Source organism: Bradyrhizobium sp. SRS-191, from assembly GCF_024586915.1.
GTDB lineage: Bacteria > Pseudomonadota > Alphaproteobacteria > Rhizobiales > Xanthobacteraceae > Bradyrhizobium.
This window is the reverse complement of record NZ_JANBVS010000002.1, coordinates 490,825-502,858: the sequence shown is the minus strand read 5'-3', so window position 1 is coordinate 502,858 and position 12,034 is coordinate 490,825. Positions and strand designations below refer to the sequence as shown.

At 66.4% G+C, this 12,034-nt stretch carries 10 protein-coding genes; 7 read left to right on the top strand and 3 right to left on the bottom strand.

The window, feature by feature from the left end:
- Position 1: 1 nt before the first annotated feature.
- Complete coding sequence (locus NLR35_RS06085; RefSeq protein WP_257165639.1) at positions 2 to 820, top strand: sulfurtransferase/chromate resistance protein; 819 nt, start codon at positions 2 to 4, stop codon at positions 818 to 820.
- A complete protein-coding gene (gene chrA / locus NLR35_RS06080; RefSeq protein ID WP_257165638.1) occupies positions 817 to 2,208 on the top strand; it encodes a chromate efflux transporter in 1,392 nt (463 codons plus the stop codon). Before NLR35_RS06085 ends, chrA begins: the two co-directional genes overlap by 4 nt.
- 12 nt (positions 2,209 to 2,220) lie before the next feature.
- Here the strand turns inward: chrA and NLR35_RS06075 are convergent, their stop codons facing one another.
- Together NLR35_RS06075 and parC are read right to left on the bottom strand one after the other, a co-directional pair.
- The gene (locus tag NLR35_RS06075) at positions 2,221 to 3,201 is read right to left on the bottom strand and encodes a cation diffusion facilitator family transporter (RefSeq protein ID WP_257165785.1); all 981 of its coding nucleotides are present in this window, start codon (positions 3,199 to 3,201) and stop codon (positions 2,221 to 2,223) included.
- A gap of 266 nt (positions 3,202 to 3,467) precedes the next feature.
- Entirely contained in the window at positions 3,468 to 5,720 is a 2,253-nt protein-coding gene (parC, locus tag NLR35_RS06070) for a DNA topoisomerase IV subunit A (RefSeq protein ID WP_257165637.1), read from the bottom strand.
- Positions 5,721 to 6,114: 394 nt separating this feature from the next.
- Between parC and NLR35_RS06065 the strand changes: the two genes are divergently transcribed.
- Complete coding sequence (locus tag NLR35_RS06065; protein WP_257165636.1) at positions 6,115 to 6,945, top strand: alpha/beta fold hydrolase; 831 nt, start codon at positions 6,115 to 6,117, stop codon at positions 6,943 to 6,945.
- Here NLR35_RS06065 and NLR35_RS06060 read toward each other — a convergent pair.
- Entirely contained in the window at positions 6,935 to 7,123 is a 189-nt protein-coding gene (locus NLR35_RS06060) for a hypothetical protein (RefSeq protein ID WP_257165635.1), read from the bottom strand. The genes NLR35_RS06065 and NLR35_RS06060 overlap by 11 nt on opposite strands.
- 683 nt (positions 7,124 to 7,806) lie before the next feature.
- Between NLR35_RS06060 and NLR35_RS06055 the strand changes: the two genes are divergently transcribed.
- From NLR35_RS06055 to NLR35_RS06040, 4 genes are all read left to right on the top strand, one after another.
- On the top strand, positions 7,807 to 8,025 hold the full coding sequence (locus NLR35_RS06055) for a hypothetical protein (RefSeq protein WP_257165634.1): 219 nt from the start codon (positions 7,807 to 7,809) through the stop codon (positions 8,023 to 8,025).
- A gap of 284 nt (positions 8,026 to 8,309) precedes the next feature.
- On the top strand, positions 8,310 to 9,521 hold the full coding sequence (locus NLR35_RS06050; protein WP_257165633.1) for an ABC transporter substrate-binding protein: 1,212 nt from the start codon (positions 8,310 to 8,312) through the stop codon (positions 9,519 to 9,521).
- A gap of 11 nt (positions 9,522 to 9,532) precedes the next feature.
- Entirely contained in the window at positions 9,533 to 11,266 is a 1,734-nt protein-coding gene (locus tag NLR35_RS06045; RefSeq protein WP_257165632.1) for an FAD-dependent oxidoreductase, read from the top strand.
- Positions 11,263 to 12,024: an SDR family NAD(P)-dependent oxidoreductase gene (locus NLR35_RS06040; RefSeq protein ID WP_257165631.1), complete on the top strand. Its 762-nt coding sequence runs from the start codon at positions 11,263 to 11,265 to the stop codon at positions 12,022 to 12,024. Before NLR35_RS06045 ends, NLR35_RS06040 begins: the two co-directional genes overlap by 4 nt.
- Positions 12,025 to 12,034: the final 10 nt, after the last annotated feature.

Here is a 12,034-nt window from a genome sequence, read left to right as displayed (position 1 = left end):
CATGTCATCCTTCGCATCGATATCTCCAGACAAGCTCAGCCGTCTGATCGGAACCCCGCAGGGCCCGGTCCTGATCGACGTTCGTACCGACGAGGATTTCGCCGCCGATCCCCGGCTCATTCCCGGCGCGGTCCGGCGCCCCGCGCTGCAGGCCGCGCAGTGGAGCACTGAATTCGCCGGCCGATCGGTGATCGTCATCTGCCAGCGTGGCGCCAAGCTGTCCCATGGTGCGGCGGCCTGGCTGCGGGTTGCCAAGGCCTCGGCCGAAAATCTCGAGGGTGGTTTCGAGGCCTGGACGGCGGCGGGCTTGCCGCTCGTTCCGGTCGCCAGGCTGCCGCCGCGCGATGCCGACGGGCGAACCGTCTGGGTGACGCGCGCCCGCCCGAAGATCGACCGCATCGCCTGTCCCTGGCTGATCCGTCGCTTCGTCGACCCGCAGGCCGTGTTTCTGTACGTCGCGCCATCCGAGGTCATGGCGGTCGCCGAACGCTTCCAGGCCGCGCCGTTCGATGTCGAGAACACCTTCTGGAGTCATCGCGGTGAGCTCTGCACCTTCGACGTGATGGTCGAAGAATTCGGGCTGACGACCCCTGCCCTGCAGCGGCTCGCTACCATCGTGCGCGCGGCAGATACCGCCCGGCTCGATCTCAGCCAGGAGGCGCCGGGCCTGCTCGCCGCGTCGCTCGGCCTGTCCCGCATGTACGATGACGATCTCACCCAACTCGAGGCTGGCCTTGGCCTCTATGATGCGTTCTATCGCTGGTGCCGGGATGCCACGAGCGAATCGCACAACTGGCCGACCAACAAGGTGAAGCCATGACCGAGCTGGTCTCATCGACTGCCCCCTCTGAGGCTGACGCCGGCCATGGCGTCAGCTTCGCCGAGGCATTCAAGGTCTGGCTGCGCGTGGCGTCGCTGTCGTTCGGCGGCCCGGCCGGACAGATCGCGGTGATGCACCGGATCATCGTCGACGAGAAGCGGTGGGTGTCGGAGAGCCGATTCCTGCATGCGCTGAACTACTGCATGCTGTTGCCCGGCCCGGAGGCGCAGCAGCTCGCGACCTATATCGGCTGGCTGATGCACCGGACCGCCGGCGGCCTGATGGCCGGCGGCCTGTTCATCCTGCCCGGCATCGTCGCGATCATGGCGTTGAGCTGGATCTACGTCGCGTTCGGCCATGTCTGGTTCGTCGAGGCGCTGTTCTTCGGCCTGAAGGCGGCGGTACTCGCGATCGTGATCCAGGCCGTGGTGCGCGTCGGCAGCCGCGCATTGCGCAACAACGTCATGATCGGGCTGGCGGCAGCGGCCTTCATCGCGATCTTCTTCTTCGCTGTGCCCTTCCCGCTGATCATCGTCGCCGCCGGCCTGATCGGCTATCTCGGCGCGCGCGCCGGCCGGCCGGAATTCGCCGCCGCGGGTCATGGCTCCAGCGGCAACGGCGATGGCGACAGCGCGCTCGGTGAGATCATGCCGGAGCATGCCAAGCCGAATGCGCGCCGCACATTGGTCACCGCGCTGGTCTGGCTCGCGCTGTGGCTGGTTCCGGTCGCCGCGATCGTCACGACCACGGGCAGCGGCAGCACGTTCAGCCAGATCGCGCTGTTCTTCAGCAAGATGGCCATGGTGACGTTCGGCGGCGCCTATGCGGTGCTCGCCTATGTCGGGCAGCAGGCGGTCGAGCACTATCACTGGCTGAAGCCTGCGGAGATGCTGGACGGGCTCGGCATGGCCGAGACCACGCCGGGCCCCTTGATCATGGTGCTGCAATTCGTCGGCTTCGTCGCCGCGTCGCGCGATCCCGGGTCGTTCTCGCCGCTGATCGCGGGCACGCTGGGCGGCCTGCTCGCGACCTGGGTGACGTTCGCGCCATGCTTCCTGTGGATCTTCGTCGGCGCGCCGTATATCGAGCGCCTGCGCGGCAACAAGGGGCTGGCAGGCGCGCTCGGCGCGATCACTGCGGCCGTGGTCGGCGTGATCCTCAACCTCTCGATCTGGTTCGCGCTGCATACGTTGTTCCGCCAGACCGTACCGGTCAGCGGCTTCGGGCTCGACTTTGATGCGCCGGTGCTGTCCAGCGTCGACGGCGCCGCGCTGCTGCTGTCGCTGGCCGCGGCGCTCGCCATCCTCCGTTTCAAGCTCGGCATGCTCACGGTGCTCGCCGCCGCCTGCGCCGCCGGTGTGCTGATCAGGCTGGCGGGATGGAGCTGACGCATCGTCTCCTCACACCACGTCGGCTGGCGCGAGTTTGCATGGCTTGCCGTCGACCTCGATCTGCAGGGTCGGATGCTGGATGTTGAAGCGGCGCGACAGCTCGGCGCACGCCCGGTGCAGGAAGGCGTCGTCGGTGCCGCCGGGGCACACGAGATGCGCGGTCAACGCGGTCTCGTTGGTGCTCATCGCCCAGACGTGGAGGTCGTGGACCTCGCTGACGCCGTCGAGCGAAGCGAGATAGTCGCGCACCGCCGGCAACGCGATGTCGCGCGGCACGGCGTCGAGCGCGAGATTGACGCTGTCGCGGGCGAGATCCCAGCCGCTGAGCAGAACGACGAGGGCGATGACGATGCTGACGATCGGATCGACCCACAGCCAGCCGGTCCAGATCGTGATGACAGCCGCGACGACGACGCCGAACGAAACGGCTGCATCGGCCGCCATGTGCAGATAGGCGCCGCGGATGTTGAGGTCGGTGTCGCGGCCGCGCATGAACAGCAGCGCGGTTGCGCCGTTGATGACGATGCCGAGCGCTGCGACCCACAGCACGGTGACGCCGGCCACCTCGCCCAGATTGCGCAGGCGGTCGAACGCCTCGACGCCGATGCCGCCGACCACGAGCAGCAGCAGGCCGGCATTGATCAGCGCGGCGAGAATGGAGGCGCGGCGATAGCCGTAGGTGTGGCGGTCGGTCGGCCGGCGGCCGGAGAGCCACAGCGCACCCCAGGCCAGCAGCAGCGACATCACGTCGGAGAGATTGTGAATGGCGTCGGAGATCAGCGCCAGCGAGTTCGCGGCATAGCCGAACACGAGCTCGGCGATGACGAAGATTGTGTTGAGCGAGACGCCGATTGCGAACGCCGCGCCGAAGCTGGTGGGGGCGTGGCTGTGGCCGGCGTGGGAGTGAGAATGTGACGAGGAGTGAGCATGGCCATGATGATCATGGTCGTCGTGGTCATGGTCGTCGTGATGGGAATGCGACTGCGCCATGCGACCTAACATTCGCTGCTGATGATTGCTCTCGATGTCGTCTCGGCGAACGCCGGGACCCATGACCACCGGCGGCAATCGGTTGGTGCGCGCGTCGTTCCAGCCTGCCCCATCCCGCGTCCTGTGGTTATGGGTCCCGGGTCGGCGCCCCCCGCGCTGTGCGCGCGGGGCTTGCCCGGGACGACGACCTCATGTGTTGCACCAGCCGATGGCTTGCCGAACAGGCGTACGATGTCGAAGCTTCGCTCATCTCACGCCTGCCCGCCTCACTCGATCGGCCGGTTGAACTTGTTCGACTTCGGCAGGCCCTGCGCGATGCGGCCGGCGTCGGCGCGGTTGCCGCGGTAGTCGGCGAGGTCCTTCCAGCTCAGGCCCTGGTCGCGTCCCGCGGAATCCTTCCAGGCCAGGCCCTGCTTCTGCTCGAACGTGGTGACGTCGGACAGCTGCGCGCTGGTGTATTTCTGCAGACGGACGCCGCGGCCGCGCGCCATCTCCGGCACCTGGTCGAGGCCGAACACCACCATCTTGTGGTTGGTGCCGATGACCGCGACCTGATCGCCCGTGACGGTGGTGATCGCGCGCGCCTCGGCCGGCGCCGTGACGTTCAGCACCTGCTTGCCCTTGCGGGTGTTGCTGACGCAATCCTCTTCCTTGACGACAAAACCCTGGCCGTCGGACGCGGCCACCAGGAACTTGCGCTCCCCCTTGGTGACGAACATCGAGACGATCGAGGCGTCCTGGTCGAGATCGATGAACATGCGGATCGGCTCGCCATGGCCGCGGCCGCCGGGCAGCTTGCCGACATCGAGCGAGTAGAACTTGCCGTTGGTCGCGAACAGCAATACCTTGGAGGTGTTCTCGGCGAAGAAGGATTGGCCGAGCTGGTCGTCGGTCTTGAACTGCAGGTTCGACAGATCGGCGACGTGACCTTTCAGCGTGCGCACCCAGCCCTTCTCGGAGACCACCACCGTGACCGGCTCGCGCTCGATGAAGGCCTCTTCGATCGCAGCCAGATCATGCTCCGGCGCGTCGGCAAAATTCGTGCGGCGCTTGCCGAGCGGCGTCTTCGGCCCGAACAGGTCGCGCACGGTCTTGACCTGATCGCCGACCTTGGCCCACTGCAACGGCTCGGAGGCGAGCAGCTCGTTGATGCCCTTGAGCTCGCCGCGCAGGTTCTTGTCCTCGGTGCGGATCTCCATCTCCTCGAGCTTGCGCAAAGAACGCAGGCGCATGTTGAGGATCGCCTCGGCCTGCACCTCGGTGAGCTTGAAGGTCTTCATCAGAACCGGCTTCGGCTCGTCCTCGGTGCGGATGATCCGGATCACCTCGTCGATGTTGAGATAGGCGATCAGATAGCCGCCGAGAATCTCCAGCCGGTTCTCGATCTGCTTCTTGCGGTAGTTCGAGCGCCGCAGCAGTACGTCGCGCAGATGGTCGAGCCATTCGCGCAGGCACTCGGCCAGCCCGACCACCTTCGGAATCTTGCCCTTGATCAGCACGTTGAGGTTCAGCGGAATCTTGCTCTCGAGATCCGTGAGCCGGAACAGCGATTCCATCATCAGCGCGGGATCGACGTTCTTCGACTTCGGCTCGATCACGAGCCGCACGTCCTCGGCGGATTCGTCGCGGACGTCGCCGACCAGCGGCAGCTTCTTCTCGTTGAGCAGTTCGGCGATCTTCTCGACCAGACGCGACTTCTGCACGAGATACGGGATCTCGGTGATGACCACGATCCAGGTGCCGCGGTTACCCTCCTCCTGCTTCCACTTGGCGCGGACGCGGAACGCGCCGCGGCCGGTGGTGTAGGCCTCGATGATCTGCTCCTTGGAGTCGATCACGGTGCCGCCGGTCGGAAAGTCCGGGCCCTTCACCCAGCGCAGCAGCGCGCGCGACTTCGCATCGGGCTTCTCGATCAGATGCAGCGCGGCGTCGCACAGCTCGGCGGCGTTGTGCGGCGGGATCGAGGTTGCCATGCCCACCGCGATGCCCTGCGCACCGTTGGCGAGCAGGTTCGGGAAGCCGCCGGGCAGCACCACCGGCTCCTTCGACTGGCCGTCATAGTTCGGCCGGAACTCGACGCCGTCCTCGTCGATGCCTTCGAGCAGCAGCCGCGCGACATCGGTCATGCGCGCTTCGGTGTAGCGGTAGGCAGCCGGGTTATCGCCGTCGATATTGCCGAAATTGCCCTGGCCGTCGACCAGCGGATAACGCGAGGAGAAATCCTGGGCGAGACGCACCATCGCGTCGTAGATCGCCTGGTCGCCATGCGGATGGAACGAACCCATCACGTCGCCGACGATCTTGGCCGACTTCTTGAACGCCGTGCCGGGATCGAGCCGCAGCAGCCGCATCCCGTAGAGGATGCGCCGGTGCACGGGTTTGAGGCCGTCGCGGGCGTCGGGCAGCGCGCGGTGCATGATGGTGGAGAGCGCGTAGGCCAGATAGCGCTCTTCCAGCGCCTCGCGCAGCGCGACCTCGTGAATCTCCGCCGGCTCCGGCGGAATCAGTGTTTTTCCCATAAGCGTCGAGCTTTCAGTGGGTTAGCCCATGAGCTTGAGCCAACGTGAACGATTTGGGAACAGGCTTTATGCGATCGCGGGCCGCGGCGCAACGATGGGCTCGAACGGTTCCGCGGCGCGATTCGCGGGGATCTGCCGCGGAACCGGGCGGGGGCTGCGAAAGTGAGCAGTCTCAGTTCACCGCCCATTGCGGCGGTCAGCTCATCGATTGAGCAGCCGGCGCGCAGTCTCGTGGAGCGCAACAATGTCGCATCGACCTGAGTATTGCTGAGAATGTCACCGGCTACCGTTATGCTGCGCGGGCGTCGCATCCCCGACATCGTCTGGTGACGCGGACAGCAGGCGGGCTGCGCCTTGACCGCAGCCGCTCTCTTCCCATCAGAAAGGCACACCCATGAGCTCAGGATTCGTGACGACATCGGACGGCACGCAGATCTTCTACAAGGATTGGGGCTCGGGGCGGCCCATCGTCTTCCATCACGGCTGGCCGCTGTCGTCCGACGACTGGGACGCGCAGATGCTGTTCTTCCTCGACAAGGGCTTTCGCGTCATCGCGCATGACCGCCGCGGCCATGGCCGCTCGAGCCAGACCGAGAACGGCAACGAGATGGACACCTATGCGGCCGACGTCGCGGCACTCGCCGCCAAGCTCGACCTGAAGGACGCCGTTCACGTCGGCCATTCCACCGGCGGCGGCGAGGTCGCGCGCTACGTGGCGAAGCACGGCAAGGGCCGCGTCGCCAAGGCAGCGCTGCTCGGCGCGGTGCCACCGATCATGTTGAAGACCGAGAGCAATCCGGGCGGATTGCCGATCGAGGTGTTCGACGGCTTCCGCACGGCGCTCGCCGCCAACCGCGCGCAGTTCTTCCTGGATATCCCGACCGGCCCGTTCTACGGCTTCAACCGCGACGGCGCCAAGATCTCCGAAGGCGTGATCCGCAACTGGTGGCGCCAGGGCATGATGGGCGGCGCCAAGGCGCACTATGACTGCATCAAGGCGTTCTCGGAGACCGACTTCACCGAGGATCTGAAGGCAATCGACGTGCCGGTGCTGCTGATGCATGGCGAGGATGACCAGATCGTGCCGATCGACGATTCCGCGCGCATCGGCATCAAGCTGTTGAAGCATGGGACGCTCAAGACCTATCCGGGCTTCCCGCATGGCATGGCCACGACACATGCCGACGTGATCAACGCCGACCTGCTGGCGTTCATCAAGGGGTAGCTGCAAGCTCGGTGTCGCTGAAACAGCATTCGGTGCTGATGAGGCGGGAGACCACCACCTCTTGCTCGTCATGCCCGGGCTTGTCCCGGGCATCCACGTCGTTCGGCGTACGCGGTGCGACGTGGATGGCCGGGACAAGCCCGGCCATGACGAACCCGGGGCTGCTGCCGTCCACCATCGCTTCAATCCGTTTGCTGGAGACATGGTCAAAACTTCTCGCGACGCGGTCAGCGCCCGAGCTATCAAATTAGATCACCCTCTCGAACAGGAGGGCGCAGGGAAGGCCGGACCTCGACTGAGGTCCGTGGCCCGCCTGCGAAAGAAATGCAGGCGGCAGGTACCACGGGTCAGCCGGACGACCCGGCCCTCCCTGCGCGATGGGCTTCCGACTTATACGCAGTCTCCCTGGTGTCCGGGCTTGTAGCCACCATCGCCCGCGCGATGCCCCAAGGACTCCCCATGGGCATCCCTCGCGAACTTGACGCCAGCATCGGGGCGCCAGGACGCTGCGATTTCATCGTCCTGCCGGACTCGTTCGTCCACGCGCAAACAGCACGCTGCGATCCGACAGGCCACCGCTCCCCGCCTCGCGTGTCGTGACGATCGCGCGCAACGCCCTCCGATGTGAGGCGGGATGCGCGGAAAGATCGTCCTGATTTGCCCGACGACACAAGCAGAGGCCCCTGCGGCAGATTGGCTCGACGGGCAGTTTGCGCATGGGAGATCCGCGTTTCTGCGCATCCGAAGCAGCGGCCGGACGGAACCGGGCTGCGGCGAGGCGCGTTAGTTTAGCTGAAATTGTCGAGCCTCGCAGCGTAATGCGTGATTGTCAGTCGAATCTCCTGCTGCGGACAGCCTGTTATGAAGGACTTTTCAGACGCTGCCTTTTCGCCGGACGTGATCGCATTGATGACCCAGGCGCTCGACGGCGCGGTTGCCGCCCTGCCGGAGCCTGTGAGCTCGACGCACGTCACCTGGCTCGCCGAGTCGGTGCTCCGCACCGCCAAGACCGGCGAGCGGGACCCGACGGTGATGCAACGGCTGGCACTGCTTGAATTGCAGCTCATGCCGCGGGTGTAGGACCGACTCGCTTACCGCGCCCCACGCCGTCATTCCGGGGCAAGGCCGCAGGCCTTGAACCCGGAATCCCGAACTTGTCTTGCAGTCTTTGTCCACCCCCGAGAGGCGACGGCGACGCGCCCGCTGCGTCGACAGCGCCGAGCAGCATCCGACACCTACTCCGATGAGTCGCTACCGTCCCCTTGTGCGCCGCACCTCGTTCATTCGTCATTGACAAATCTATTTGCCATTGCCTAACTTCCTGGCATGACCGCCGACAGAGCGGACGAACCGGGAGGATCCTCATGCGACGGCAGCTGCTCGCCTGCGCGTTTCTGGCAACGACATCATTCATCGCGACCACCGCATCGGCCCAGGTCTCGGACGACGTAGTCCGCATCGGCGTGCTGACCGACCTCTCCAGTTGGGGACGCGACAACAGCGGCCCAGGGTCCGTCGAAGCCGCCAAGATGGCGCTCGAGGAGTTCGGTCCCACCGTGCTCGGCAAGCCGATCGAGATCATCAGCGCCGATCACCAGATGAAGACCGACGTCGGCACCACGGTGGTGCGTGACTGGTTCGACAACGGCAAGGTCGACGCGGTGGTCGACATCCCCAATTCCGGCATTGCCATCGCCGTGCACAACATGGTGCGCGAGCGCAACAAGATCGCGCTGCTGTCCGGCCCCGGCGCGAGCTCGCTGACCGACGAGCTGTGCAGCCCCAACACCGTGCACTTCACCTACGACACCTACGCCCTGTCGAAGGTGACGACCTCGGCGGTGATCGGCCAGGGCGGCAAGTCCTGGTACTTCATCACGGCGGACTACGCGTTCGGCCAGCAGCTGGAGAAGGACGCGACGCGCTTCATCAAGGAGCTCGGCGGCACGATCCTGGGCGGCGTCAGGCATCCGACCAACACCGCGGACTTCTCGTCGTTCGCCTTGCAGGCGCAGAGCTCGAAGGCCGATGTCGTCGCCTTCGCCAATGCCGGCCAGGACACCGACAACGCGATCAAGCAGTCCGGCGAGTTCGGCCTCGTCAAGGGCGGCCAGAAGCTGGTCGGCCTCTTGATGTTCGACACCGACGTGCACGCGATCGGGCTCGACGCCGCGCAGGGCACCTACATGACCACGGCGTCGTACTGGAACATGGACGAGGCCACCCGCGCCTGGTCGAAGAAGTTCTACGCCCGCACCAAGGTGATGCCGACGATGATCCAGACCGGCGTCTATGGCTCGGTGCTGCATTATCTCAAGGCCATCAAGGCGGCCGGCACCGATGAACCCAAGGCTGTCATGGCGAAGATGCGCGAGCTGCCGATCGAGGACACCTTCGTCCACGGCGGCAAGTTGCGCGAGGACGGCCGCGTGATCCGCGACATGTATCTCGCCCGCGTCAAGAAGCCGTCGGAGTCGAAGGAGCCGTGGGACTATCTGGAGATCGTCAAGACCGTGAAGGGCGAGGATGCGTTCCGGCCGGTCTCCGAATCCAAGTGCCCGCTGTTGAAGAAGTAGGAGCGCGAGGCATGAGCGGAGCTGGTCCCAACAACGGCGACACCTATGATTGCGACGTGCTGGTGGTCGGCTCCGGCTGTGCCGGGCTGTCGGCGGCGGTCACCGCCGCCCATGCCGGGCTGAAGGTCGTCGTCACCGAGAAGGAGCCGCGATTCGGCGGCACCACGGCGCGCTCCGGCGGCTGGCTGTGGATTCCCGGCACGTCGCTTGCGAAGGCCTGGGGCATCGACGAGCCGCCGGAGCTGGCGCGCACCTACATGCGCCACGAGGCCGGCAACGCTTTCGACGCCGCGCGCGTCGACGCGTTTCTGACCAGGGGGCCGGAGGCGGTCGACTTCTTCACCGGGAAGACCGCGCTGAAGTTCGACATGCCGCTGACCTTTCCGGACTATCACGCAGAGGCGCCGGGCGGCACGCAAGGCGGCCGCTCGATGGTGACGCGGCCGTTCGACGGCCGCGAGCTCGGTGACCACATCAAGGATCTCGGACAGCCCCTGCCCGAGCTCACCGTGTTCGGCATGATGCTCGGCTCCGGCAAGGAGATCATCCACTTCATGCGCGCGACCAAGTCGCTGGCCTCGGCGTTCTATGTCGCCAAGCGGCTGTCGAAGCATGCGCGCGACGTGCTGCGCCATGGCCGCGGCATGACGCTCACCAACGGCAATGCGCTGGCGGGACGGCTCGCGAAGTCCGCGTTCGACCTCGGCATTCCCTTGTGGCTGTCGTCACCCGTGGCCGAGCTGATCCGCGACGGCGAGGCCGTGCGCGGCGCGGTCGTCACGCGGCACGGCAAGCGTGTCCGAGTCAATGCGCGGCTCGGCGTGGTGCTCGCCTGCGGCGGCTTTCCGCATGATGTCGAACGTCGCCGGGCGATGTTTCCGCATGCGCCGACCGGCCAGGAGCATGTTTCGCCAGGCCCCAAAGGCAACACCGGCGACGGCCTGCGGCTGGCGGAAGCCGTCGGCGGCCGTGTCGAGGATGGCCTGCCGCATGCGGCGGCGTGGGTGCCGGTCTCCGTCACCACGCGTGAGGACGGCAGCAAGGGCGTGATGCCGCACTTCATCGACCGCGCCAAGCCGGGCGTGATCGCAGTGACCGCCGATGGCGTGCGCTTTGCCAACGAGGGCAACTCCTACCACGACTTCGTGCAGGCCATGGTCAAGACGGCCAAGCCGGGGCGCGAGATCGCGGCTTGGCTGGTCACCGATCACCGCTCCTTGCGTCGCTATGGCCTCGGCTGCGTGCCGCCGTTCCCGATGCCGCTCGGGCATCATCTCAGCACGGGCTATCTGAAGCGCGGCGCGACGCTGGCCGAGCTCGCCCGCGTGACCGGGATCGATGCGATGTCGCTTGAAGCCACGGTGGCCGCGTTCAACGCCGACGCGGCGCTCGGCCAGGACCCGAGCTTCGGCAAGGGCTCGCGCGCCTATAATCGCTACCAGGGCGATGCGCTGCATGGGCCGAACCCGTGCGTGGCGCCGATCAAGGACGGGCCGTTCTACGCGATCAAGATGGTGATCGGTGATCTCGGCACCTATGCCGGCATCCGCACCGACGAACATGCCCGCGCGCTCGACGCGCAGGGCCAGCCGATCGAGGGGCTGTATGCCGCCGGCAACGACATGGCGAGTATCATGGGCGGCAACTATCCCGGCGCCGGCATCACGCTGGGACCGGCGCTGACCTTCGGCTACATTGCCGGCCGGCATCTCGCCGAACGTGCCGCCAAGAGGAGCGCCGCATGAGCGACCATCAGATGTTGGCAGGGAAGCTGGCGCTGGTCACCGGCGCGGCGAACGGCAATGGCCGCGCGATTGCGCTCGGGCTCGCGGGCCGCGGCGCCGATGTCGTCATCACTGACATCGACATTGATGGCGCCGAGCGCACCACCGCCGAGATCCGCGGCCACGGCCGCAAGGCCTGGGCCTACACGCTCGACGTCACCGATGCCCCGGGCTGCGCGGCACTGGCGGCACAGCTCCGCGCCGAGGTCGGCGCCGTCTCCATTCTCGTCAACAATGCCGGCATCATCATTCGGGAAAACATCGACTCCCCCCGCGCAGCGCAGAACTGGCAGCGCGTGATCGACGTCAATCTCAACGGGGTGTTCAACGTCACCTACGCGTTTCTCGCCGCCCTGCGCGAGACGCGCGGCACGATCGTCAACATTGCCTCGGTGGCGTCCTTCATCGGCATCAGTAACACGCTCGGCTATTCGCCGTCCAAGGGGGGCGTGAAGTCGCTGACCCAGGCGCTGGCGCGCGAGCTCGCGGCCGACGGCATCCGCGTCAACGCCATCGCGCCCGGCGTGATCGCGACCGCGATGACGGAATCCACCCGCAACGATCCACAGCGGCTCGCCGGCTTCATGAGCCGCACGCCGCTCGGCCGCGTCGGCCAGCCGGAGGAGCTCGTAGGCCCGGTGGCGTTCCTGGTCTCGGACATGGCGTCCTACGTCAATGGCGTGACCTTGCCGGTCGACGGCGGCTTCCTGGCGGTGTAGGCACGGCGCC

Bases quoted from the DNA above. Each gene is read 5' to 3' on its own strand.
- NLR35_RS06085 (WP_257165639.1), top strand. From the start codon at position 2: ATGTCATCCTTCGCATCGATATCTCCAGACAAGCTCAGCCGTCTGATC.
- chrA (WP_257165638.1), top strand. From the start codon at position 817: ATGACCGAGCTGGTCTCATCGACTGCCCCCTCTGAGGCTGACGCCGGC.
- NLR35_RS06075 (WP_257165785.1), bottom strand. From the start codon at position 3,201: ATGGCGCAGTCGCATTCCCATCACGACGACCATGACCACGACGACCAT.
- parC (WP_257165637.1), bottom strand. From the start codon at position 5,720: ATGGGAAAAACACTGATTCCGCCGGAGCCGGCGGAGATTCACGAGGTC.
- NLR35_RS06065 (WP_257165636.1), top strand. From the start codon at position 6,115: ATGAGCTCAGGATTCGTGACGACATCGGACGGCACGCAGATCTTCTAC.
- NLR35_RS06060 (WP_257165635.1), bottom strand. From the start codon at position 7,123: ATGGTGGACGGCAGCAGCCCCGGGTTCGTCATGGCCGGGCTTGTCCCG.
- NLR35_RS06055 (WP_257165634.1), top strand. From the start codon at position 7,807: ATGAAGGACTTTTCAGACGCTGCCTTTTCGCCGGACGTGATCGCATTG.
- NLR35_RS06050 (WP_257165633.1), top strand. From the start codon at position 8,310: ATGCGACGGCAGCTGCTCGCCTGCGCGTTTCTGGCAACGACATCATTC.
- NLR35_RS06045 (WP_257165632.1), top strand. From the start codon at position 9,533: ATGAGCGGAGCTGGTCCCAACAACGGCGACACCTATGATTGCGACGTG.
- NLR35_RS06040 (WP_257165631.1), top strand. From the start codon at position 11,263: ATGAGCGACCATCAGATGTTGGCAGGGAAGCTGGCGCTGGTCACCGGC.